This window comes from Thioclava sp. GXIMD4215 (genome assembly GCF_045291555.1).
Classification (GTDB): domain Bacteria; phylum Pseudomonadota; class Alphaproteobacteria; order Rhodobacterales; family Rhodobacteraceae; genus Thioclava; species Thioclava litoralis.
This window is the reverse complement of record NZ_CP149516.1, coordinates 277,566-301,901: the sequence shown is the minus strand read 5'-3', so window position 1 is coordinate 301,901 and position 24,336 is coordinate 277,566. Positions and strand designations below refer to the sequence as shown.

The window sequence follows — 24,336 nt, the reverse complement described above, 5'->3', positions numbered from 1 at the left end:
AGGCATCTCGGGCTTCCCAGATCAGCGGGCCAGACCACGGCGCGCGCGTTTCTCGAACCAGCGCAAACCGAGATTGGACACAAGCGTCAGGGCCAGATAAAGCGCCCCCGCCGCGAAAAAGAACAGGAAATAGGACCGCGTCGCCGACGCCGCCTGACGGGTTGCCAGCGTCAGCTCGGAGAAGCCGATCACCGCCAGAAGCGCGGTATCTTTGGTGGCGATCATCCACAGATTGGCCATCCCCGGCAGGGCATGTGGCGTCATGGCGGGAAGTGTCACACGGGTCAGCACCTTGCGCGAGGACATACCGAAAGCATGGGCCGCCTCGATCTGGCCATAGGGCACCGCCTTGATCGCCCCGCGGATGACTTCGGTCGCATAGCCTCCCTGCACCAGCCCGATCACCAAGATCCCCGCCGTCAGGCCATTGATGTCGAAGCCCTCATAGCCCATCGCCTGCATCGCCTTATTGGCCAGATCGGTGCCGACATAGTAAAACAGCAGCATCAGCACCAGCTCGGGCACCGCGCGGATGAGAATGGTGTAAAGCTCGGCCACATCCCGCAGCACGCGCCCGCCATAGAGTTTCGAGACCGCGCCGATAATGCCGATCACAATGCCAAGCAGATACCCCCCAGCGGCCAGTTCGACCGAGCGCACGAACCCCGTCAGAAGGGTTCCGCCCCATCCCGGCGCGTTCAAGGCCAGCAGGCTGAAATCTATCCCCGTCGCCATGATGCGGTTGCTCCTTCTGTCAGGGTAAAAGCCGGAAGGCCGGGCGCCTGAACGCCCGGCCCCACCGCTTATTCGCCGTAGATATCAATCGTGAAATACCGCTTGGACAGGGTGTCATAGGTCCCGTCGGCACGGATATCGGCAATGGCCTTATTGACCCGCGCCAGAAGTTCGGTGTCTTTCTGGCGCACGCCGACGCCCACGCCACGACCCAGCGTTTCGGGGTCGCCCTTCACAGCACCGACATAATGGCAGCAGGCTTTCCCTTCGTCGGATTCGATGAAGGGCTGCATCGCCAGCGTATCGCCGACCACCGCATCGATCCGGCCTGCGGCAAGATCCTGCAGCTCTTCGTCCAGCGTCTGGTAGACGCGCACGCCACTGGCGCTATCGGCCAGATGGGCGTTGACGAAATTCTCCTGGCTCGAGCCGGATTGCGTGCCGATATACAGCCCCTTCACGCCTTCGGCATCGGGGGTGATGTCAAGCGATTTCGCGGCCAGAATACCGGTCGGCGAGTCATAGTATTTATCCGAGAAGGCGATCTGCTTGGCACGCTCGGCGGTAATCGCCATCGAGCCCATGATCATATCGATCTTGCCGGTATTCAGCGCGGGAATGATCCCTTCCCATGCCACGGGTGCCACCACACAATCCGCGTCGATCCGTTTGCAGACCTCATGCATAAGGTCGATTTCCCAACCACTCCAGTTGCCATCGGCATCGGGGGTATAGAAGGGCGGATAGGGTTCAGCCGAGACACCGACCTTCAGGGTTTCAGCCATAGCAGGGATGGCCATACCGGCGGTGACCAACAGGGTCAGGGCGATTTTTCTGATCATATGCAGTCCTTTATCGGATGATTCAGGTTGAGGAGAAAACGGCAGCGCCTAGGGCCTAGCTGACCGAGCGAAGAAATTGCTGCAGATGCGGCGATTGCGGCGCCCCGAAGATCTGCTGGGGCGGGCCCTGCTCTTCGATGCGGCCGTCGCGCAGATAGACGACATGGCTTGCGACATCACGGGCAAAGGCCATCTCGTGGGTGACCAGAACCATCGTGCGCTTTTCCTGCGCCAGATCGCGCAGCACGGCCAGCACCTCGCCCACAAGCTCGGGGTCCAGCGCCGACGTCGGCTCGTCGAGCAGCATGGCATGGGGATCAACGGCCAGCACCCGCGCAATCGCCGCGCGCTGCTGTTGGCCACCCGAAAGCTGCGAGGGCCATGCCTGCAGCTTGTCGCCCAGCCCGACCCGTTCCAGATAGGCAATCGCCCGCGCCTCCGCCTCGTCCCGCGACAGCCCCAGCACATGGATCGGCACTTCGGTCACATTGCCCAGAACGGTGCGGTGCGGCCAGAGATTGAACGACTGGAAAACCATGCCCAGATGCGCCCGAATCCGCTGCACCTGTTGGCGGTTGGCAGGCTCCATCTCGCCGGAGCGGGTCTTGCGCAGCTCATAGGCCTCGCCCTTGATGCGGATCACCCCCGAGCTGGGCACCTCGAGCAGGTTGATGCAGCGCAGCATCGTGGACTTGCCCGAGCCGGAGCCGCCGATCACCGCGACCACATCGCCGGGATAGGCTTTCAGAGAGACCCCCTTGAGAACCTCAAGCGGGCCGAAGCTTTTGTGCAGATTGTCGATTTCGATGGTCGGGGTCATGATCTACCGGAGAAGTTCTGGCTGCGCCTGTTACGAAAAATTGCGAAGGTGTCTTGTCTTTTGGCCATTACTATACGATCGTATAACAGCATAAGACCCGTCTCAGAAACACGCACTGCCGTAACAGCGCCCCGCCAGAATGGAGATGTCGAACTATGCTCATTTCACAGGCACCCGCACCGCACTACGCACCAATGCTAGGCAGTTTGTTTCTTTCATCGCTCCGTCTTTGGGACTTTCCGCGCGAAAAAGCAACAGAGCGGGCCCCGTTATGAGCCGAAAAACATTCCAGCGCCTGCCAGAAGATGCCCGCCGTCTGGAACTTCTTGAAGCGACACTGGCCTGTATCGGGGAAGACGGGCTGAATGGTGCCAGCGCCCGCAAGATTGCCGAGCGCGCCGGTGTCACGGCCGGATTGATCCGCCATTATTTCGGCTCGAAAGAGGAAATGCTGCGGGCGGCCTATGCCCATCTGATGACCCAGTTGACCGGTCAGGCCGAGGCGGTGGCGCAAACCCGCGCGCTGACGCCTGCACAGTCTCTGGCCGGTTTCATCTCGGCCAACCTGATGCGCCCGAACCTTTCGGCGCGCAAGGTCTCGCTCTGGTCGACCTTTATCGGGCGGGTCGAGCACGAGCCGGGATATTCACAGATCCATCGCGCCAGCTATCAGGAATTCCTCGACCTGCTTGCCACGCTGATCCGCGATGCCCGCCATGCCTGTGAGCTGCCCCATGACGCGCCCCTGTGCCATGATCTGGCCATCGCGCTGAACGGGCTGATCGACGGCCTCTGGATCGAGGGGTCTCTGGACCACGGGATTTATGACCCCGAACGCCTGCCCCTGATCGCCCTTCAGGCAGCGGAAGGCCTGCTGCATCTCCCCAAAGACAGTCTGACCCAACATCAAATTGCCTCTTGAGAATGCCTGCCTCCTCGCAGGCTCGAAAGGATTTTTCCATGCGCTACGCTTCGGTGACCGACAGGCTCTATACTCTTGGAAGTGACAAATGGGCGGTGCATTTTGCCGCGCGTGACAGGGTTGCCCAAGGGCAGGACATCCTGGAACTGACCATTGGCGAACCCGATATCGCCCCCGCGCCCGAACTGGTGGAGGAATGCGTGCGCGCCCTCAAGGCAGGCCGGACCCGATATTCGAACGGACGCGGCGAGCCCGATCTGGTCGCCGCGCTGGCCGATCTCTACCGCCCCAGACTGCCCACGATCCGTGACGAGAATATCCTGTGCTTCCCCGGCACCCAGACCGCCCTGTTCGCCGTGATGACCGCGCTGGTGCAAAGCGGCGATGCGGTCTTGCTGGGCGATCCCTATTACGCCACCTATGAAGGGGTGATCCGCTCGACCGGCGCCATAATGCAGCCCGTGCCGCTACAGATGCGGCACGGATTTATCATGCAACCCGAAGATCTGGCCGCCGCGATCACCCCTGAAAGCCGCGTGCTGCTGTTGAACACGCCGCATAACCCGACCGGCGCGGTGCTCGACCGCAACACATTGGAGGCGCTTGGCGCGCTGGCTATTGCGCATGATCTGTGGATTGTCTGCGACGAGGTCTACGAGGCACTGATCTTCGAGGGCGGCTTCGCCTCGCCACTGGAAATCGATGCGCTGCGCGAGCGCACCATTGTGGTGTCCTCGATTTCCAAAAGCCATGCGGCAACCGGCTTCCGCAGCGGCTGGTCCATCGGTCCGGTCGAATTTTCGCGCAGGCTGCTGCCGATCTCGGAAACCATGCTCTTTGGGAACCAGCCCTTCATCGCCGATATGACGACCGCCGCACTGCGCGGCAATCACACCACCAGCGCCCAACTGCGCACGGCGCTCGGACGGCGGGCGCGCATGGTGACACGCATGATCGAAGAGAGCACGGGGCTGTCCTGCCACATGCCCTCGGGCGGCATGTTTGCCATGATCGACGTGTCGCAAACCGGCATGGATGGCGAGGCTTTCGCGTGGCGGCTACTGGACGAAGAAAATGTGGCGGTCATGCCCGGCTCGGCTTTCGGGGCGCAGGGGCGCGATCTGATCCGCGTCGCGCTGACGGTTCCGGATGCGGAACTGGCGGATGCCATCTCGCGCATGGCCGCACTTGCCCGAACCGCCCTGACCGGAGTGGCAAAAGACTGACGCCTTAAGACGGCTTAAGACGGCGCGCCCGTTTCCTTCCGTCAGGAACGCCGCGCCGCCTTGGTGCGGCAGTCAGTCCGAAGACATGGGCAGGAAGCCTTCGGTGGTCGCTGTCGCCTTGGGACGTGTCAGCAGGCTTCCCGCCACAAAGAGCAGGCTGGCCACCGGAAAGCCCAGAACACCGGCATTCAGCCCGAACAGCCGATTCCCGCTCAGATACATCCACAGCACGAACGCCACCCCGCCCAGAATGGAGAGCAACGCCCCCGTGGCCGTCCCCCTGCGCCAGAAAAACGCACCGATCGTGGCCGGAACCACCACCACCAGCCCCGCAGAGGCCGCAACCGACAGAATGGAGATCATCGAAAGCTGCAAGGTTGCGAAGACCAGCGCCAGCACGGAGATTACCGGAATGACAGCCTTCCCCACCCAGAGCTGGCGGCGTTCGGGCGCGTCGGGGCGCAGATTGCCATAGACGTCACGGGCAAAGATGGAGGAAAGCGTCAGCAGGATGGAATCGATTGTCGAGACCGCCGCGGCGAGAATCCCGACCATCACCACCACCCCCAGCACAGGCGGCACATAGTCCGAGGCCAGCAGGGTCGCGGTCGCCAGATCGGGGGTTGCCAGATCGGGGAACGCCACAAAAGCCGAAAACCCCCACAGGACCGAAACAAGCGTATAGACCAGCCCGAAACACAGAAAAATCAACAGCATCTGTCGCAAGGCCGCCAGAGATTTCGGCATGAACAGACGCTGGCTCACCTGCGGGTTGGAGATCGCGAAGAAGAACCACGGAATGGTCAGCCCCAGAAAGGTCGGGAAGCTGAAAAGACCCGGACCGGGCACCTGCAACATCTGCGGCGCACGGCTGGCGATGGTCTCAAACAGGACCGCGGGGCCGCCGAGTCTGGCCACCACAAGCCCCCCGACCAGCACCGAGGCCACAATCATCACAAGGGCCTGCAGGCTATCGGTCCACATCACGGAACGGATACCGGCGACGAAGGAAAAAGCGATGGCCAGAAGCGTGGCCAGCACGACCCCCGCCCCGAACGGGATCGCGCCTTGGGTCATCCCCGACAGCAGATACCCCACCCCCGCAAGCTGCACCGCCGAATAAGGGATCAGGAACCCCAGCGCCGTCAGCCCCGCCGCAACCGCCACCCAGCGCGAACCATAGCGCTTTCCCAGCATTTCGGAGGGGGTGACAAAGGCATGACGGCGGGCCGCTTTCCAGAAGCGCGGCCCGAAGATCGACACCAGCGAGACACCGGCGAAATAGATAATCTCGAAGCCTAGCGCGCCGACCCCGCCCTTATAGGTCAGCCCCGCCAGCCCGACCATCATGAAGGCCGAATAGGTCGTGGCCGAGTAACTGAGCGCCGAGACGACCCCGCCCATCGAGCGGTTGCCCAGAAAATAGCGCGACATCGATTGGCCGCCCTGCGGACCGCGCTGGCGTGACAGATAGGCGACGACCGAAGAGAGCAGGACATAAAGAACCACACCCCACACCACCAGAGACACGGTCATTGCGTATCCTCCTCTTGCGCGGCAAAGCCTGCCGTGGCCACGACATTGAGACCGATCACCGCAAGACCGGCCAGTGCCCAGAACAGGAAGCAGCCATACCATGCAGCGATATCGCCCAACAGAAGGTAGGGGACGCCATAAGAGGCCAGAATGACGAGAGCCGTCAGGAAAAGCGCGAGGGGCCGTGACATGAGTATCCTTGCTTTCGGAAGACCGCAGACATGATTTCGGCGGCAAGATGCGGCATCGCGCGGCAGATGCCAATACGCCTTTACGCCGATGCTGCCGCCCAGCGGGGCGGGCAGGATGGCGGCTTTATGCACACAAGGCCTCACCGGATCTTGAAACCCGCATTATCTTGCCTGTAAGGTAAGCCAAAGTTTTCAGCACTGGCTCTTATTATGTCTGTATTTTTCTCGCAGGATGCCCGTATGGGGCGGCTCACCACGGTTCTCGGCACGGATGAGCTGGTGCTGCAGCGGTTCGATGGGACCGACCATATCAACGCGCTCTATGACTATCAGGTGGACTGTCTGGCCTCCTCGGCGGATGTCGATTTCGACGCGCTGATCGGGACCCATGCAAGCGTTGCGCTTGTCACCCGCGAGGGGAGTGACCAGTATTTCGACGGGATCGTGACCGAGGCGCGCTGGCTGGGCACGGGCGATAACGGCCACAAGTACCGCCTGCGCCTTCAGCCGTGGTTTTTCCTGGCCAGCCTGCGCCGCAACCAGCGGATCTTCCATAATAAAACCGTGGTCGAGATCCTGACCGAGCTTTTGGGAAGCTACTCGGATGCGGGCAAGCTGACGGTCAATCTGGCGAATGACTACCCCGAGCTGGAATATACCGTGCAGTACCGCGAATCCGACATGGCCTTTGCCACGCGGATGATGGAGCGCCACGGTATCAGCTATCATTTCACCCATTCCGAAGGCGCGCATGAGATGGTTCTATCCGATGCCGTCGAGGCCCATGCGACCATCGGCGCCGTGCCCTTCAAGCCCGACGATGGCCACCATCAGGCCGATTTCGCGCATTTCTGGGACTGGCATCCGGCGCGGCGCATCACCACCGGCGCGATCCGCCTGACAGATTACAACTTCAAGACCCCGAATGCCGCGATGGAGACCGATCAGATCGGGGACGCCGATTATGCGCAGGGGCAGATCGAGAGCTTCGACTGGCCCGGCGATTATCTGGCGCAGTCGCGTGGGCGCGTTGTGGCACAGCTGCGCACGCAGGGCGAGCGCGGTCAGGATCGCCGCTATGAGGCGGTGGGTGACATCATCACTCTGCGTGGTGGCACGCGGGTCGACCTAGCGGGCGACACCGTTCCGGGGATTGGTGAGGAATACATCTGCCTCTCCGCAAGCCATTCCTATACCTCGGATAATTACGGCTCGGGCGGGACCGAGGGCGATGGCTATGCCTATTCGGGGCGCTATATCCTGATGCCATCTTCCGCGCCTCTGGTGCCCGAACTGAAGACCCCGCGCGCCGATGTGAAGGGCCCGCAGACGGCGGTCGTTGTGGGCGATGGCGAGATCGATTGCGACGAATATGGCCGCATTCTGGTGCAGTTCCATTGGGATCTGGACGCCGATTATTCGATGCGCTGCCGTGTCTCGCAATCTTGGGCTGGCAACGGCTGGGGCGGCATGGTCATCCCGCGGATCGGCATGGAGGTCGTGGTCGAATTCCTCGACGGCGACCCCGACAAACCGCTGGTGACGGGCTGTGTCTATAATGGCAAAAACGCTGTGCCCTATGATCTGCCCGCCAATAAGACTGTCTCGACCTTCAAATCCGACACCCATCAGGGCTCGGGCTATAATGAATTCCGGTTCGAGGACGAGAAGGATCGCGAAGAGGTCTTCATGCATGCGCAGAAAGACCACAATACGATCATCGAGAATGACGAAAGCCATTCCATCGGCCATGACCGTTCCAAGACCGTGGGCAATGACCAGTCGGAATCGATTGGCCATGACAAGACGATCTCGGTCGGCAATGACCACCGCGAGAATATCGGTCAGGATATGTATTACGATGTGGCCCGCAACCAGCAGGAAAACTACGGCAAGGACCACATCCATCGCGTCGGCAATATCCACAAACAATCGATCTATGCCGATCACCTCTATGAGGTAGGCCGCAATTATCAGGGCGAGGTTGCGGGGAAATTCACGCTGGATGTGGGCAGCTCGATCACAAATAATACCGGCAAGCACACGCTGATGGCCTTCGAGAAATTCCAGATCAAGGGTCCGGGGGGCAAGATCACCATCGACGCCTCGGGGATCACGCTGGAAGCGGCCAAGATCAACCTCAAGGGCGCGGTCTCTATGGGCGGGTCTGGCTCGGCTCAGGTGCCGACGCTGCAGATGGCGGCCAAGGAAGGCCTGCCGCTTTGCGAGGAATGCGCCGCCGCCAAGGAGGACAGCTGATGCCACAGGTCGCACGGGTGGGCGATAAACATGTTTGCCCCAAACAGGGTCACGGAACCAATGTGATCGTCTCGGGCGGCACGGCAATGGCGGATGGCAAGCCGATTGCACGGGTGGGCGATAAATGCGCCTGCGGCTGCACCATTGTCACAGGGTCGTCGCAGCAGACCCTTGACGGGCGACCGGTGGCGATTGTCGGCTCCAAAACCTCGGGCGGTGGCACCATCGTTTCCGGCTCGCCCAACCATACCGCCTGACAGAGCGCAAAGGGCGCACCATCGCCAGAACCTGACGATGCCAGGTCAAACGGCCAAATCAAACACGGGGGCCGACAGGTGCCCCGTTTCTGTTTGCAATATCCCCTGCGCCAGAAAATCCGGCCCAACATAAACCCTGCCCCGCAACCGCATGAAACATGAAGCTCGTAAAGAGCCGGTTCCGCCGCAGAATGCGCGCGCTTTCAGGTCTTTTCCCGCCACGACTTCAGAATGACAGACGTCGTGACGGTCAGCACCTCGGGATGCCGTGACAAACGGTCACGCAGCTCTTCGAGAATGCTCAGATTGGCCGCTTCCAGCAGAATACGCATGTCGGTATCACCCGTCAGCGACCATGCCGAGACCACCTCGCTCCAGCGCTGGATCGAGGCGTAGACGATCGAGCAGGTATTGCGCTTGAGTTGCAGATCGAACATCGCCCGCGTGCCGGTGACCGAATCCACCTGCGTCGTGTCCACCTCGATCGTGAAACGACTGATGACCTTACTCTCGATCAGCTTGTCGACATGATATTTCACCGTCGGGCGCGACAGGCCGACAATATCGGCAATCTCGGTCAGAGACCGGCGACTGTTTTCGCGCAGCAATTCCAAAATCAGGTTCTCTGTCGGACTCAAACGCATCGAAACTCTCCCATTACGTGTCAGGATACCGAGTTTTTCTTCGAAACGAAGAGAGAATTGCGTTTTGAATTGTAGGCGGCGCCACGTCAAGGCGGCCACACTTACCATGTCATTCAACGAAGGGATCATGATTCATGGATTTAGTCTTCAAGAGTAGCGAGGTCACCGAGGCTTTTTCCGGACAAAACTGGGAAAAGACCGTTTTCGGTGAATTCGACACTGCATTGACAAGCAAGAGCCGCCCCTTCCCCTGTGTCTTCGGCGTTGCCGGTTTCAAAGCGGATCGCCTGCGCTTCGCTTTCCCCGACCCGCTGACACCGGAAACTCTGGCCCCCATCCTGAAATCCTATCTTGCCCAGGCGCGCGGGATCGGCCCGATGACCTCGCTGGTCATCTTTGCCCGTCCCGGTCCGGTTCAGTCCTTCGACCGTTACCGCGAACAGTTCTGGGACCTGCTTGACGGTCTCGTCGCACTGGATGACAGCCCCCAACCCGACGGGGTCTCCCGCAATCTCGATGATCCGACATGGGAATTCTCCTTTGGCGGCGAACCGATTTTCGTGGTGTGCAACACACCCGCCCATGTCATGCGTCAAAGCCGCCGGGCCAGCAGCTTCATGATCACCTTCCAGCCGCGCTGGGTGTTTAACGGCATCACCGATAGCGACGAGCCGGGGGTCCAGCGTTCGCTCAAGCGCGTGCGCGACCTGTTGGAAGATTACGACCTGATCGCCCCCTCGCCCTCGCTGGGCCATTACGGCGATCCGGCCAACCGCGAATATACACAATATTTCATCGACGATACCAACGAGACCCCCGCCTGCCCGTTCCATCGGCTGGGCGAGGCCCGTCTGCAGCTCGTCAAGGAAGGATAACCCCATGAAAGACCTGACATCGACACCCGAAACCACCGCCACGCCCTCGGTCAAACAGATCGCACTCGCCAAGGCCGATTACTGGTCGATCATCGAAAAGCTCATGCCACAGCAGGGCTGTATCGAGGTCCAGCAGGACGCGCCGGGCAAGGAACATGCATGGCACCAGCACCCGACCGATGAAACGCTTGTGGTGCTGGAAGGACAGGCGCGCTTCTACTGGGAGGGGGGCGAACAGATCTGCGGCGCGGGGGCCGTGATCTCGCTACCGGCGGGGGTGCGCCACGGCTCTGTCGCATTGGACGAGGGCGTGCGCTATCTGATTTCGTTCCATGCCGTCGAGCTTGCCGATCATGGCTGAGCTGAAAAAATCCCTTGGCGTCACGCGCGGCACGGCGATGATGCTCAATATCGTTCTGGGGGCGGGTCTGTTGACGCTGCCGGGACTGGCGGTGCAGGAAGTGGGTAGCTCCGCGACCCTGATCTGGATCGCCTGCGCGGTGGCCGCCGCCCCTCTGCTTTGGGTCTTCGCCATTCTCGGGCGGCGCTACCCCGATGCGGGCGGCATCGCCTCTATCATGGGCCACGCCTTTGGCAAATCCGGCCGGATCTGTGCAACCTTGCTGTTTCTGGGGGCGGTTTCGGTAGGGCTGCCCGCTGTGGCTCTGACCGGCGGGCATTACGTCGCCGCAACCTTTGGCGGCCCCGCAGCAGTATATGCAGGCGCGCTGATCGTGGCCGCTCTGGGGGTCAATTTCCTGTCTGCAGAAATGGCCGGACGGGTCAACACCTTCATCGCCTCTCTGGTTCTGGTCTTCATTCTGGGGCTGGCCATCGTGGGCTATCTGGCCGTGCAACCCGCCTTCGACCTGTCGGCAGCCAGCACACCATCCGCCGATACCGACCTGCGCCATCTGGGCATGGTCTTCATGATGGTGTTCTTCGCCTTTACCGGCTGGGAAGTCAGCGCCAATCTGGGCGGCGAATTCCGCAACCCCAAGCGGGACGTCCCCCGCGCGATGGCGCTTTCCTTCTTTCTGGCGGTGGGGCTCTATCTGGTGCTGGCGCTGGTTGTGGCCAAGGCGGGCGCATTGGGCGCAGGCCCCGCACCTTTCGCGCAGATTTTCGGCCAGTCCTTCGGCCCTGCGGGCCGCATCACCATTGCCGCACTCGCCGTGCTGCTGATCTTTGCCAATCTGTCAGCCGCAATCTGGGCGGTCTCGCGCATGGTCTATTCCGCCGCCCGAGACGGGCTACTTCCGGCCCCGATTGCCCAGATCCGCAACGACGTGCCTCTGAATGCCGTCATGGTCACGGTCGTCGTGCTGCTGAGCGTGGTCGGTCTGGTCGGCGCGGGTATTCTGGATATGTCGCATCTTCTGGCGGCAGCGGGGCAGAACTTCCTGCTGCTCTATACCGGTGCGGCGGCATCCTTGCTGCGCCTCGAACGCCGCACCGTCTACCGGCTCCTCTCGCTGGGATGTCTCGCGCTGGTCTGCCTGCTGTTCATCGGGCGCGGCGGACAGGGGCTTCTCTACCCTGTCCTGCTGATCGCACTGGGACTGGCAATCTCGTTCTTGCAGAAGGGCGATGCGGCCCTGCGCAACCAGTCCCCTGCGGAATAGGCGGAGCCCGGCCTTCTCCCTGACGGGCACTCCCCCAAACTGGCCGGTCGCAAGACCGGCCTTTTTTCATCGCCGACCGCTGCCCCGCGCCGATTGACCCGCCCGAGCAGGAAGCGTATCGCAAAGATCCCACCACCGATGCCGCCAGCCAACGGACCCCAAGCCATGCCCCATCCGCCTTTCGTGATCTCGATCCAAAGTCAGGTTGTCTTTGGCCATGTCGGCAATTCGGCGGCGGTCTTTCCGATGCAGGCGGCAGGGCTGGAGGTCGCAGCCATCCCGACCGTCGTCTTTTCGAACACCCCCGATTATCCGACCCTGCGCGGACAGGCCCTGCCCGCCGCCTTCTTTGCCGATCTGCTGCGCGGCGCGCAGGAAAGGGGCCTGCCCGAGCGGGCGGATTTCCTTCTGACGGGCTATATCGGTTCGGTCGAGGTGGCGCGGCAAACCGCCGCGTTCATCGCGCAGGCCAAAGCCGACAATCCGGACCTCTTCTATCTCTGCGATCCGGTGCTGGGCGATAGCGGGCCGGGTCTCTACGTGCCGGAAGCCATTGCCGATGTCATGCGCGACCTGCTCCTGCCGCTGGCCGATCTGGCCACCCCCAATCCGTTCGAACTGGCATGGCTGACCGGCCAGCCCTTTACCACGCTGGAGGCACTGGAGCATGCCCGACACGCGCTTGGCATGGGGTCGGATGCGCGGCTTGTGGTGACCGGCTGCGCATTGGAGGACACAGCCGATGGCCATATCGAAAGTATCATTCTGGGCCCCGAGCCTTCCAGCCGCCATCCTGTACGCAAACTTCCGATCGCCCTGCCCGGCACGGGGGATCTGTTTGCCGCGCTGATCATCGCGGGGCTGGGACACGACCTGTCGCTTGCACAGGCGGTTGAACAGGCGCAACAGCTTGTGGCAATGGCGCTGTCCCATGCCAAAACGCTGGGGGCGGGCGAGATCGTGCTGAGCAATCCGGAGTTCCGCAAGGCCCTGCTGACCCTTTCGCAAGACCGCTAGGCCAGAGGCAGACCCCAAGGCCTGCCCTTGGCCGTTCCGCCCGCCAGCTTACAACCCGCCGAAGTGGAAGGCTTTGGTTTCAAGATATTCCTCGATGCCTTCCTGCGCCCCTTCACGGCCCAGACCCGAGGCTTTGACGCCACCAAACGGCGCTTCGGCATGGGAGACCGCGCCGGTGTTCAACCCCACCAGACCGGTTTCCAGCGCCTCGCCAAAGCGGAAGGCACGGGCCATATCGGTGGTGTGGAAATAGGCGGCCAGACCGAAGGGCGTGCCATTGGCGATCTCGAGCGCCTCTTCCTCGGTCTCGAATTTGAAGACCGGCGCCACGGGGCCAAAGGTCTCTTCGCCGGCGCATTGCATATCCAGCGTTGCGCCAACAAGCACGGTCGGATCGGCATATTGGCCGCTCAGCGCGCGCTTCTTGGTCGCGCGGGTCGCGCCTTTGGACAGCGCATCCTCGATATGGCGGTTGATCTTGTCGATCGCGGCCGAATTGATCATCGGGCCGATGGTGGTGTCTTCCGCCGTGCCCGGACCGACCTTCAGCGCATCGACCTTTTCGGCCAGCTTGGCCACGAAAGCGTCATGGATGCCCGATTGTACCAGCAGACGGTTGGCACAGACGCAGGTCTGACCGCCATTGCGGAACTTCGAGGCCATAGCGCCTTCCACAGCCGCATCCAGATCGGCGTCGTCAAACACGATGAAGGGCGCATTGCCGCCCAGTTCCAGCGACATCTTCTTCAGCGTCGGCGCGCATTGCTCGGCCAGAAGCGCCCCAACACGGGTCGAGCCGGTGAAGGACAGCTTGCGCACCACGGGGCTTGCGGTCAGCGCGCCGCCAATCGCCTCGGGGCGACCGGTCAGACAGTTCAAAACACCCGCAGGAATGCCTGCACGCTCGCCCAACAGGCATAGCGCCAGCGCCGAATAGGGGGTGAAATCCGAGGGTTTGATGACCATCGTGCAGCCTGCCGCCAGACCCGGTGCCACCTTGCGGGTGATCATCGCGGTCGGGAAGTTCCACGGGGTGATGATCGCGCAGACACCCACCGGCTCTTTCATCGCGAAGATCTTCTTGCCCTTGACCGGGCTCGGGATGATATGGCCGTTGATGCGGCGCGCCTCTTCGGCAAACCAGCGGATGAAAGAGGCGCCATAGACGATCTCGCCCTTGGCCTCGGCCAGCGGCTTGCCCTGCTCGGCGGTCAGGATCAGCGCCAGATCATCGGCGTTCTCCAGCATCAGATCATACCACGCCATCAGGATGTCGGCGCGCTCGGCATGGGTCTTGGCCTTCCACGACTTCATTGCCTCAGCAGCCGCGGCAATCGCCTCTTCGGTCTCGGCAGCGGTGTTGTCGGGCATATGGCCCAGCACATCGCCGGTTGCGGGGTTCATCACCGCCATATCGGCCCGTGCGCGCCACTCGCCATTGATCAGGGCTGCCTCAACAAACAAGGCGGGGTCGCGCAGCTGGGCGCGCAGATCAAAGCTTTCATGCAGGGTCATCTTATGCCTCCAATGCGGCTTTCACCGCTGCGGTGATTTCATCGGTGGTGCTGGCGCCCGGGCGGGTGCCGATGCCACGGGCGGTGGCGGCCTCGATGGCAGCCAGAATGGCCTCGGCTGCTGCCTTCTCGCCCAGATGCTCAAGCATCATAGCGCCCGACCAGATCGCGGCAATCGGGTTGGCGATGTTTTGACCCGCGATATCGGGGGCCGAGCCATGCACCGGTTCGAACATCGAGGGAACCGACGGATCGGGGCAGATATTGGCCGAGGCCGCAAAGCCCAAGCCGCCCTGAATCGCCGCACCCAGATCGGTGAGAATATCGCCAAAGAGATTCGAGGCCACGATCACATCCAGATCCTGCGGCGCCATCACCATCTTGGCGGCCATCGCATCGATATGCATATGGCTGACGGTCACATCGGGATATTCGGCGGCCAGCTTGTCGGTCATCTCGTCCCAGAACACCATCGAGTATTTCTGGGCGTTGGATTTCGTCACGCTCGTCAGATGCTTGCGCCGCGCACGGGCCTGCTCGAAGCCGAAGCGCAGGATACGCTCGACGCCCTTGCGGGTGAAGATCGAGACCTCGGTCGCTACCTCATTGTCCTGCCCCTGATGCACGCGGCCACCGGCTCCGGCATATTCGCCTTCGGTATTCTCGCGGATGCAGAGGATGTCGAACCCTTCGGATTTCAGCGGGCCTTCCACGCCCGGCAACAGGCGGTGCGGGCGGATATTGGCATATTGGGTGAACGCCTTGCGGATCGGCAGCAAAAGCCCGTGCAAAGACACCGAATCCGGCACGGTCTTCGGCCAACCCACGGCGCCCAGATAGATCGCATCGAAGGGGCGCAGCTGCTCGATCCCGTCGTCGGGCATCATCTTGCCGGTCTCGACGTAATATTCGCAGGACCACGGGAAGGTGGTGGGCTTCAGCGCAAAGCCGAATTTGGCCGCAGCCACATCCAGCACGTCCATCGTCGCATCGGTCACATCAACGCCAATCCCGTCACCGGGGATAAGGGCAAGCGTATAGGTCTTCATCTTTACTCCTTTGGCCGATTACAGATCGATCAGCACAGATTTCGTGCGCCGGTTGGCGCGGTAAGCCTCGCGGCCCAAGTCCTTGCCCAGACCCGAGGCCTTCCAGCCCCCCGTCGGCAGAATGTGATCACGCGAGCGGCCATAGCGGTTGACCCAGACGGTGCCGGCCTCAAGCCGACCGCTCAGACGCAGCGCACGCGAGAGGTCTTGTGTGAACAGCCCCGCGCACAGCCCGTAGGTGTCATGTGCCGCCAGCGCCATGGCGTCTTCCTCGCTGTCGAAGGTCTGGAAGGTGGCCACGGGGCCGAAGATTTCCTCGGTCACGGCGGGGTTCGTCTCATCCACGCCCGCAATCAGGGTCGGCTGGTAGAAGCTGCCCTCGCGGTCAAAGGCAGCCCCACCGCAGAGGATCTCGCCGCCCTTGGCACGGGCCGCCTGCACGATGGAATCAATGCGCCCCATCTGACGGGCTGAGATGATGGGCGAGAAGCCCGCAGCCCCCGCATGGGTCACATCAGGCACCTGGCGGCCAAATTCCGCCATCAGCTTGGAAGACAGCTCATCGGCCACCGAGGCCGCGACCAGAATGCGCGACCCCGCCACGCAGAATTGCCCCGCATTGGGCAGGATGCCCTTGGCCAGACATTCGGCCGCCTTATCCAGATCGGCATCGGCAAAGACCAGCATCGGGCTTTTGCCGCCCAGTTCCAGCGTCATCGGCTTGATGCCATGGCGCGCGATATTTTCCATGATCGCCGCCCCCGCGCGGGTCGAGCCGGTGAAAGAGACCTTATCAATGCCCGGATGACCGGTGATCGCATTGCCGGTGGTGGGCCCATCGCCCAGAACCACATTCACCAGACCCGCCGGAATCCCCGCCTTGACCGAAAGTTCAGCCATATAGAGCGTGGTATAGGGCGTCATCTCGGAGGGTTTGATCACCACGGCATTGCCTGCCGCAAGCGCGGGGCCCAGCTTCCAGCCCGCCATGGAGATCGGGAAGTTCCACGGGGTCACCGCGCCGATCACCCCATAGGGATGGTCCGAGATATAGCCGAACTGCCCGTCCGACGTGGGCACCAGATCACCGCATTCCTTATCGGCGAATTCCGCGAAGAAACGGATCTGCTCGGCGGTGACCGAGATATCGCCGGTCAGCGCCTGCGCATAGGGGCGCGAGGAACAGATCGCCTCAAGTTGTGCCAGATAAGGCGCCTCGGCCTCCATCAGATCGGCCCATTTATGCAGCGCCTTGGCACGGTTACGCGGGGCAAGCCCGCCCCAGTTCGAGGTTTTCAACGCCTGACGCGCCGAGGCGACAGCGCGATCCACCATCTGCGCATCGGCACAGGCAATGGCGCCGATACGCTGGCCGGTCGAGGGCGAGATGACGTCGATCGCCTCGGGGGCTGCAACATAGTCGCCGCCGATGAAATGGCCCGAAGGCAAAGAAACCGAAGTGGGGTCGAATGCGAAACTCATGCTATCCTCATCATGCTTGGCCCCAGCCTAAGCGAGACCGGCGCGTGAATTCTGGTTAAAACGCCCGCGCCGACGGCATAATTGTCTGCGCAAGCGCTCTGGCAGCATAATATGCTGGCTTAGAACTTCGAGACCTTGCCCCATTGGCTTTCGTTGAAACGCGCCAGCTTGTATTGCGCGGTCTCGGTGATGGAAGTGCGGCCCAGCAGCATATCGGCCACCAGATGCCCCACGCCCGGACCGATGCCGAAGCCATGGCCCGATAGGCCCGCCGCCAGCGTCAGCCCCTTCAGGCCGGTGTCGGTGTCGATCACCGGCACGCCATCGGGGGTAGAATCGATGAACCCCGCCCAAGAAGCCTGCACCGGCAGCACCTTCAGCGCAGGCAGCAGATCGCGCGCGCGTTGCAGGGTCAGAGTGACCAGCCCCTTGTCGGGCACGGGATCCAGTACACGGGCGCGCTCCATCGGGGTGATCTGGTCCAGCGCCCATGTCTTGCGGGTCTCGAAGCCCGCTTTCCATGCCTGCAACCCACCCGGAGTGAGGCTTTTCCAGCGTTTGGTGAACATCGGCAGGAAGTGCTTGGCCTGAGCGATCATGCCCGGCGTCGGGTCCACAGCGGCCTTGCCCGAGATCGCCAGTGTATAGGCGCCATCGCCGCGCCGCGTGATCGAGACCGCCGCCGTATGCAGCGCCTCGGGGATGCCTTCCGCCCCCGGAGCCACCGAGAGAATCGAGCTGCGCACCGAGGCCTGCGGGAAGGCGATGCCCAGCTGATGCAGGAAGCTTGACGCCCATGCGCCGCCTGCCATCACCACCTGCTGCGTCTTGATCGTGCCGCGTTCGGTCACCACGGCGCTGACCTGCCCTGCGGAGGTTTCCAACCCGCGCGCCGCGCAATTCTGGATCACATGGCCGCCGTGTTTCAAAATGCCCTTGGCAATCACAGGGGCTGCGCGCGAGGGATCCGCCGTGCCGTCGCTGGGCGACCAGACACCGCCCGCCCAGGGCTTTTGCGTGGCGGCTCCGCGTAGGGCGGCCTCGGCGGCGCTGAGCATACGGGTATCAACCCCCTCGCCCCGCGCGAATTCGCCCCATTTCGCCCAGCCCTCGATTTCCGCCGCATCATTGGACAGATACAGCAGACCACAGCGTTTGAACCCCATATCCTCGCCGATATCGCGGGTCATATCCTCCCATAAATTCAAGGACTTGGTCGACAAAGGCAATTCCCGCGCATCGCGGTTCTGCTGGCGGCACCAGCCCCAGTTCCGGCTGGATTGTTCGGCGCCTACGCGGCCCTTTTCCAGCAGGACAACCTTCTGCCCTGCCCGCGCCAGCCAATAGGCCGCACAGGTGCCGACAATCCCTGCGCCGATGACAACGCAATCCGCCTCGGCGGGCAGCATGTCACTGCTTTCCAATGTCAAAATGGGGGCAGGCATCGGCGTCTCCTTATTATTTCCCGCAGGCTAACCGCCCCCGCGCAGCGTCATCTGCCAAATCTCGGGCTTTTGTGGCATTTCATGTTGTATGCGCCGCCTTGCACACTCTTCCTTGCGCTGTAAAACACGCTAAGAATGGTCGGAAAAGCGATCACGGCAGGGGAAGACATGAGCACGGCCTATAAACTGGACAGAATCGACCTAAAGATTCTGGCGGAGCTGCAACACAATGGCCGCATTACCAATGTCGAACTTGCCGATCTGGTGGCGCTCTCGCCCTCACCCTGCCTGATGCGGGTCAAGAAGCTCCAGCGGGCGGGATATATCAGCGGCTATACCGCACAGATCGACATGACGAAGCTCGGGGAAACCCTGACGGTGTTCACCGAGTTCACCCTCAAGAACCATCGCCAGATCGACTTCGCCCGCTTTCAGGAGGCGTTGGAAAAGGTGGATAGCTGCATCGAATGCCATCTGGTCTCGGGGGGCTATGACTATCTGGCCAAATTCGTCACCGCCTCTATTGGCGATTACCAGACCATCCTCGAAGGGCTCGTGGACCGCGATATCGGCATCGACAAATATTTCAGCTTCGTGGTGATGAAAACGCCCTTCGTCAAAACTCAGATCCCGCTGACGCGGATCTTTGCCGACCGGCTGTGAAAAAGCCCCGCGAAGGGCGGGGCTTTCACTTAGCGGTTGGCGACTGTGGCAATCAGTTCGGGGTCCTGTTCCAGCGTGTTCAGCCAGTTCGTATCAAGCTGCGGCACAGACGAAATCAGCAGCCGCGAATAGGGATGCAACGCCTCCGCGCTCATGCGGGCCGCAGGCAGCGCCTCGACCACCTCGCCCTTATACATCACCAGCACCTCGTCACAGATCGCCTCGACGGTCGAAAGATCATGGCTGATGAACATATAACTCAGGTGCAGTTCACGCTGCAGCTCTTTCAGCAGCTCGATGATCGCCGCCGCCACAACCGTATCCAGCGCCGAGGTGATCTCGTCACACAGGATCAGCTCCGGCTCGGCGGCCAAGGCGCGGGCCAGATTGACGCGCTGTTTCTGCCCGCCTGACAGTTCGCCCGGCAGGCGGTGGCGCAGGCTGGCAGGCAGACGCACCATGTCCAGCAGCTCGATCACGCGGGCCTCGCGCGCCTGCCCCCGCAGCCCGTGATAGAAGGTCAGCGGACGGCCCAGAATGGTGCCGATGGATTGTGCCGGATTCAGCGCCGTATCGGCTAGCTGGAACACGATCTGCGCACGGCGCAGCTGTTCCTTGGAGCGTTTGGCCAGATCAAGCGGCATTTCCTGCCCGTCCACCATCGTATAGCCGCGATAGGGCGGCAAAATCCCCGCAATCGCCCGCGCAAGGGTTGATTTCCCCGAGCCGGATTCCCCGATCACCCCAAGATTGCGGCCCCGATCCAGCTTGAAATTCACGTTTTTGAGGATTTTGGCATAGGGCACGCCATCGCGCATCGGCCCGTATCCGGCGCAAAGATCATGCACCTCCAGAATGGGCGTGTGCTTGGCGCGGTCCGGCACGCCGGAGGGTTCATGCAGCACCGGCTCGAAAGCGGCCAGAAGCTGTCTGGTATAGGGATGGGCAGGCGCATGCAGGATCTGCTCGCAGCTGCCTTCTTCCTGTATCTCGCCGCCCTTCAGCACCACGATCCGGTCCGCAATCTGCGCCACCACCGCCAGATCATGGCTGACATAGACACCCGCCGCCCCGACCTCGGCCATCGCATTGCGAAACGCCCGCAACACCTCGATCTGGGTGGTCACATCCAGCGCAGTGGTCGGCTCATCGAAAATCACCAGCTTGGGGCTACCGATCAGCGCCATCGCCGCCGACAGCCGCTGCAACTGCCCGCCAGAGACCTGATGGGGATAGCGTTGACCGATGGTCTCGGGGTTGGGCAGAGCCAAGGCACGGAACAGAGATACAGCCTTTGGCCTCGGCCTCATCGCGGGGCATCAGGCCGTGGATTGTGGTGATTTCCACCACCTGATCCATGATACGCTGGCTGGGGTTGAAGGCCGCAGCCGCCGATTGCGGCACATAGGACACCTCGGTGCCGCGAATACGGGCACGGGCTTTTTCCGACATCGCGGTCACGATATGCCGGTCCAGCCGGATTTCGCCGCCGGTGATCTCGCAGCCGGTGCGGGTATGGCCCATCAGCGACAGCGCGATCGTGGTTTTGCCCGAACCGGATTCCCCGATCAATGACACCATCTCGCCGGGGGCGATGTCGAAACTGACCCCCTTGATGATCTCGATTTTACGCCCCGCATCGGTGGTCGCCCCGATCCGCAGATCACGGACCGAAACAAGCGCGGTTTCTTGTGCGAAATCTTTCATGGTTCAGCTCCTGTCGCGGATTTTGGTGGGCAGGTTGTCGATGAACAGGTTCACCGAAATGGTCAGCGAAGCGATGGCCAAGCAGGGGAAGACCACCGCCGATGCCCCCAGCGACAGACCTTCGATATTCTCGCGCACAAGCCCGCCCCAATCGGCATTGGGCGGCTGCACCCCAAGGCCAAGGAAGGACAGCCCCGAAAGCACCAGCACGATGAACACGAAACGCAATCCCAGATCGGCCAGAACGGGGCCGAGGATATTGGGGAAGATCTCGCGGGCGATCAGATAGGGGGTGCCCTCGCCCCGCGCACGGGCCACCGTCACGAAATCCATCGTGTTCACATTGACCGCCAGCGCGCGGGCAAAGCGATACGCCCCGGGCAGATAGATCACCGCCAAAGTCCCGACCAGCACCGGAATGGAGGAGCCGATGGCCGCCACCGTCACCAGCCCGAACAGCAGCGAGGGAATGCCGTTCAGCGCATCCAGCAGCCGCGACAGGATCATGTCGAACCAGCCCCCCGCGACCGCCGCCACCATGCCAAGGATCACCCCGCCCGAACAGGCCAGAAAAACCGAGGCCAGCGCGATACCGACGGTGTAACGCGCGCCCAGCAACACACGCGAGAATACGTCGCGCCCCAGATAATCCGTGCCCATCCAGAACTTTCCGGAGGCGGCACCGAAGAAATCCCAATCGACGATCTCGCCCGGCGGATGCGGCGCAAGGGCACTGCCGCAGATCGCGATCACCGCCCAGAACAGGATCACGGCCAGACCGATACGGCCGACCCAATTAAACGAATAGCCAAGGTTTTTCGGCGTCGGGAGGCGGAAACTTGTCATATTCATCAACGGCGCAGCCTCGGGTTGGAGAGAATGGCGATAAGATCGGCCAGCGTGATCAGCAGCAGATAGCTGACGCAGAAGATCAACGCGCAGGACTGGATCAGCGGCAGGTCGCGGGTGGAAACGGCATCGACCATCAGCTTGGCCACGCCGGGATAGTTGAAGATCGTCTCGACGATGATGACCCCGCCCACCAGATAGCTCAGCGACAGGGCGACCGCATTGGCGATCGGCCCCAGCGCATTGGGCAGCGCATGTTTGAGCACCATCCGCTTGCGCGAGGCCCCCTTCAGCAGCGCCATCTCGACATAGGGGGTGTTGATCGTCTCGATGACGGCCGCACGGGTCATGCGGATCATCTGCGCCGAGATGACGAAGCTCAGCGTGATCACCGGCATCGCATAGGCCTTGAGAAGCGCCCCGAACGAGGTCACCTCTGCCGCCCCGTAGCTGAGCGCGGGAAGCCAGCCCAGCCAGACCGCAAAGATCAGCACCGACAGCGTGGCCACCATGAATTCGGGCACCGAGATCACCGAAATGGTCAGGATCGACACGATCCGGTCAAACCAGGACCCGCGCCACATGGCCGCCCCGATCCCGAGACCGAGCGCGACCGGCACCGAGATCACGGTGGTGATCCCCGCCAGTTTCAGCGAGCTCAGAAGCCGCCCGCCCACCAGATCGGCCACGGGGATATTATTGACATAGGAAATACCGAGATCACCGTGGAAAAAGCCCAGAAGCCAGCCCAGAAAGCGCAGGAGGGCGGGCTTATCAAGGCCCATCGCCTCGCGCAGACCGGCCACGGCATCGGGCGTTGCCGCCTGTCCCAGCAGGATTTCCGCCACATCTCCGGGCAGGAGTTCGGTGGCAAAGAACACGGCGAAAGACACGATCAGCAATGTCAGGATCGCGATACCAAGCCGTTGGAAAACAAGAACCCAAGGCATAAACGACTGGGGCAAGGGGCACCTCCCTTCGGAGCAATCTTCAAGAATGGCCCCTGCGCGCCAGGGCGCGCAGGTCCGCTCGGCTATGATCAGGCGTTCAGCCAGATATGTTCGGCAAAGGTGAAGCCCATCAGCGCCCCCAGCGGGTTCGGGCGCATCCCCCCGACCTTATCCGAAAGCCCGTCAACATTGGAGATATAGGCCGGAATGATCGTGCCCGCCTCATTGGCCACCATTTCCTGCATTTCCCAATAGATCGAGGTCCGCTTCTCCTCGTCCAGCGAGCCGCGCGCCTCCAGCATCATCTTGTCGAATTTCTCCGATTTGTAATGGCTTTCGTTCCACGGCGCATCCGAGGCATAAAGCAGCGAGAACAGGATATCGGGGGTCGGGCGCGGGTTGATATTGCCGAAATGCACCGGCGATTTCAGCCAGTAATTCGACCAATAGCCATCGGGCGGCACCTGATCGACTGTAAATTTCATGCCGATCTGCGCGCCCATCTGCTGGATGATGGTCGCCATATCCACCGAGGAATTCGCCGCCGTCGAGGCCACAAGCGGGATCTCGACCCCCAAAAGCCCCGCTTTCTCGAAATGGTGTCTGGCCTGATCGGGGTCGTAAGCGCGCGGTTTGAGATTGGGATTGTGATACCGGTCCGATGCCGAAACGGGCTGGTCATTGCCGATTTCGGCCATGCCCCGCAGGATCGACTTCTGGATCGCCTCGCGATTGACCAGATATTTCATCCCCTCGACAAAGCCGGTCTTGGCACCCGGCTCCATATCCAGCCGGATATTGAGGTCGGTATAGCTGCCCGAGCGCGTGATCGAGGTCTGCACCCCCGGCTTGCCGTCCATAAAGCGCACCGAACGCGGGTTGAGCGAAGCCCCGACCTGAATATCCCCCGACAAAAGCGCATTGACCCGCGCATTGGTATCGGCAATCGCGAAGAATTCGAAACTATCAAGATAGGGAGCTTTGTCCTTGAAGTAATTCGGGTTTTTCACAGCGATCGACCGCACACCCGGCTCGAAGGTTTCGCAGATGAAAGCACCTGTGCCGTTGGCCTTGCTGAAATCGGTCGTGCCATCGGCGATGATCATGAAATGGTGCATCGCCAGAATGGTCGGCAGATCGGCATTGGCGCCGGCCAGCACGATCTTCACCGTCAGATCGTCAAGCTTGGAGATTTCGGTCATCTGCGCGGCCATCGCGTTGGCCTTGGACCCTACGGACGGATCAAGATGGCGCTTGAGAGAATAGACCACATCCTCGGCCGAGAGGGTCTTGCCGTCATGGAAGCTCACACCGGATTTCAGCTTGATTTCCCATGTCTTCGCATCATCGGTCTTGAGACTGTCGGCCAGTTCCATCTGCACGACGCCCTGTTCGTCGAGAATGGTCAGGCGGTTATAGAACGCACAGCAGCGCACGTAATCGGTCGACATGGAGGCCTTGGCCGGATCAAGCGTATCGGCGGTCGAGGACGACCAGCCCGCAGCTTTCAGATGCCCGCCATAGACAGGGGTCGCCGCGACCGCCTGATCGGCCCGCAGCAGAAGCGACCCGCCCGCCGCCATCCCGATCCCCGAGGCCATCAGCATCTTCAGAAGATCCCGTCGCGAGGCCCCGCGACGGATCATCGTCTCGACCATCGCATCATCGCGACCGGACCAGTTTGTCGGCTTATATGTCATATCGTGGGTATCCCTGTCAGGGGTGCGC

At 61.8% G+C, this 24,336-nt stretch carries 22 protein-coding genes and 1 pseudogene; 9 read left to right on the top strand and 14 right to left on the bottom strand.

Features of this window, described 5'->3' with window-relative positions:
• Positions 1-21 precede the first annotated feature (21 nt).
• From WDB86_RS15805 to WDB86_RS15795, 3 genes are all read right to left on the bottom strand, one after another.
• Complete coding sequence (locus WDB86_RS15805; RefSeq protein ID WP_330647163.1) at positions 22-735, bottom strand: ABC transporter permease subunit; 714 nt, start codon at positions 733-735, stop codon at positions 22-24.
• 68 nt (positions 736-803) lie between these two features.
• Entirely contained in the window at positions 804-1,577 is a 774-nt protein-coding gene (locus WDB86_RS15800) for a transporter substrate-binding domain-containing protein (RefSeq protein WP_330647164.1), read from the bottom strand.
• A 55-nt stretch (positions 1,578-1,632) separates the two neighbouring features.
• On the bottom strand, positions 1,633-2,397 hold the full coding sequence (locus WDB86_RS15795; protein WP_330647165.1) for an ATP-binding cassette domain-containing protein: 765 nt from the start codon (positions 2,395-2,397) through the stop codon (positions 1,633-1,635).
• Between the two features lie 271 nt (positions 2,398-2,668).
• On the opposite strand from WDB86_RS15795, the gene WDB86_RS15790 reads away from it, so the two are divergent.
• Positions 2,669-3,319: a TetR family transcriptional regulator C-terminal domain-containing protein gene (locus WDB86_RS15790; RefSeq protein WP_330647166.1), complete on the top strand. Its 651-nt coding sequence runs from the start codon at positions 2,669-2,671 to the stop codon at positions 3,317-3,319.
• Positions 3,320-3,357: 38 nt separating this feature from the next.
• Complete coding sequence (locus tag WDB86_RS15785; RefSeq protein ID WP_341485709.1) at positions 3,358-4,545, top strand: pyridoxal phosphate-dependent aminotransferase; 1,188 nt, start codon at positions 3,358-3,360, stop codon at positions 4,543-4,545.
• Positions 4,546-4,617: 72 nt separating this feature from the next.
• Here the strand turns inward: WDB86_RS15785 and WDB86_RS15780 are convergent, their stop codons facing one another.
• Both WDB86_RS15780 and WDB86_RS15775 read right to left on the bottom strand, forming a co-directional pair.
• Positions 4,618-6,081 (bottom strand): sodium:solute symporter family protein, encoded by a 1,464-nt coding sequence (locus WDB86_RS15780; RefSeq protein ID WP_341485708.1) that lies wholly within the window; start codon positions 6,079-6,081, stop codon positions 4,618-4,620.
• On the bottom strand, positions 6,078-6,272 hold the full coding sequence (locus WDB86_RS15775) for a hypothetical protein (RefSeq protein ID WP_330647169.1): 195 nt from the start codon (positions 6,270-6,272) through the stop codon (positions 6,078-6,080). The genes WDB86_RS15780 and WDB86_RS15775 overlap by 4 nt, the downstream gene beginning before the upstream one ends.
• A 210-nt stretch (positions 6,273-6,482) precedes the next feature.
• Between WDB86_RS15775 and WDB86_RS15770 the strand changes: the two genes are divergently transcribed.
• Positions 6,483-8,531: a type VI secretion system tip protein TssI/VgrG gene (locus WDB86_RS15770; protein ID WP_341485707.1), complete on the top strand. Its 2,049-nt coding sequence runs from the start codon at positions 6,483-6,485 to the stop codon at positions 8,529-8,531.
• Positions 8,531-8,788 carry a PAAR domain-containing protein gene (locus WDB86_RS15765; protein WP_330647171.1) on the top strand — a complete coding sequence of 86 codons (258 nt, stop codon included), beginning with the start codon at positions 8,531-8,533 and terminating at the stop codon, positions 8,786-8,788. Before WDB86_RS15770 ends, WDB86_RS15765 begins: the two co-directional genes overlap by 1 nt.
• Positions 8,789-8,991: 203 nt before the next feature.
• Here the strand turns inward: WDB86_RS15765 and WDB86_RS15760 are convergent, their stop codons facing one another.
• Positions 8,992-9,432 (bottom strand): Lrp/AsnC family transcriptional regulator, encoded by a 441-nt coding sequence (locus WDB86_RS15760; protein ID WP_330647172.1) that lies wholly within the window; start codon positions 9,430-9,432, stop codon positions 8,992-8,994.
• A 134-nt stretch (positions 9,433-9,566) separates the two neighbouring features.
• Here WDB86_RS15760 and WDB86_RS15755 point away from each other — a divergent pair, with 134 nt between their 5' ends.
• The 4 genes from WDB86_RS15755 (at position 9,567) to pdxY (ending at position 12,949) form a co-directional block, all read left to right on the top strand.
• Entirely contained in the window at positions 9,567-10,307 is a 741-nt protein-coding gene (locus WDB86_RS15755) for a YqcI/YcgG family protein (protein WP_341485706.1), read from the top strand.
• Positions 10,308-10,311: 4 nt separating this feature from the next.
• Positions 10,312-10,668, top strand: a complete 357-nt coding sequence (locus WDB86_RS15750; RefSeq protein WP_330647174.1) for a cupin domain-containing protein — start codon at positions 10,312-10,314, stop codon at positions 10,666-10,668.
• Complete coding sequence (locus tag WDB86_RS15745) at positions 10,661-11,932, top strand: amino acid permease (protein ID WP_341485705.1); 1,272 nt, start codon at positions 10,661-10,663, stop codon at positions 11,930-11,932. The genes WDB86_RS15750 and WDB86_RS15745 overlap by 8 nt, the downstream gene beginning before the upstream one ends.
• Before the next feature lie 165 nt (positions 11,933-12,097).
• Entirely contained in the window at positions 12,098-12,949 is an 852-nt protein-coding gene (gene pdxY / locus WDB86_RS15740) for a pyridoxal kinase (RefSeq protein ID WP_341485704.1), read from the top strand.
• Positions 12,950-12,997: 48 nt separating this feature from the next.
• On the opposite strand, the gene WDB86_RS15735 is transcribed toward pdxY, so the two are convergent.
• The 4 genes from WDB86_RS15735 to WDB86_RS15720 form a co-directional block, all read right to left on the bottom strand.
• On the bottom strand, positions 12,998-14,464 hold the full coding sequence (locus WDB86_RS15735) for an NAD-dependent succinate-semialdehyde dehydrogenase (protein WP_341485703.1): 1,467 nt from the start codon (positions 14,462-14,464) through the stop codon (positions 12,998-13,000).
• 1 nt (position 14,465) lies between these two features.
• Positions 14,466-15,512, bottom strand: coding sequence for a tartrate dehydrogenase (locus WDB86_RS15730; protein WP_341485702.1), 1,047 nt, complete (start codon positions 15,510-15,512; stop codon positions 14,466-14,468).
• 18 nt (positions 15,513-15,530) lie between these two features.
• Positions 15,531-16,994 (bottom strand): aldehyde dehydrogenase family protein, encoded by a 1,464-nt coding sequence (locus tag WDB86_RS15725; RefSeq protein ID WP_341485701.1) that lies wholly within the window; start codon positions 16,992-16,994, stop codon positions 15,531-15,533.
• A 119-nt stretch (positions 16,995-17,113) separates the two neighbouring features.
• On the bottom strand, positions 17,114-18,439 hold the full coding sequence (locus WDB86_RS15720) for an FAD-binding oxidoreductase (RefSeq protein WP_341485700.1): 1,326 nt from the start codon (positions 18,437-18,439) through the stop codon (positions 17,114-17,116).
• A 168-nt stretch (positions 18,440-18,607) separates the two neighbouring features.
• Here WDB86_RS15720 and WDB86_RS15715 point away from each other — a divergent pair, with 168 nt between their 5' ends.
• The gene (locus WDB86_RS15715) at positions 18,608-19,102 is read left to right on the top strand and encodes an Lrp/AsnC family transcriptional regulator (RefSeq protein WP_341485699.1); all 495 of its coding nucleotides are present in this window, start codon (positions 18,608-18,610) and stop codon (positions 19,100-19,102) included.
• A 29-nt stretch (positions 19,103-19,131) separates the two neighbouring features.
• On the opposite strand, the pseudogene WDB86_RS15710 reads toward WDB86_RS15715, so the two are convergent.
• From WDB86_RS15710 to WDB86_RS15695, 4 genes and pseudogenes are all read right to left on the bottom strand, one after another.
• A pseudogene (locus WDB86_RS15710) lies at positions 19,132-20,809 on the bottom strand (ABC transporter ATP-binding protein).
• Positions 20,810-20,812: 3 nt separating this feature from the next.
• Positions 20,813-21,661 (bottom strand): ABC transporter permease, encoded by an 849-nt coding sequence (locus tag WDB86_RS15705; protein WP_341485698.1) that lies wholly within the window; start codon positions 21,659-21,661, stop codon positions 20,813-20,815.
• A complete protein-coding gene (locus tag WDB86_RS15700) occupies positions 21,661-22,608 on the bottom strand; it encodes an ABC transporter permease (RefSeq protein WP_339109804.1) in 948 nt (315 codons plus the stop codon). The genes WDB86_RS15705 and WDB86_RS15700 overlap by 1 nt, the downstream gene beginning before the upstream one ends.
• 89 nt (positions 22,609-22,697) lie before the next feature.
• A complete protein-coding gene (locus WDB86_RS15695) occupies positions 22,698-24,308 on the bottom strand; it encodes an ABC transporter substrate-binding protein (RefSeq protein ID WP_330647184.1) in 1,611 nt (536 codons plus the stop codon).
• Between the last annotated feature and the right edge of the window lie 28 nt (positions 24,309-24,336).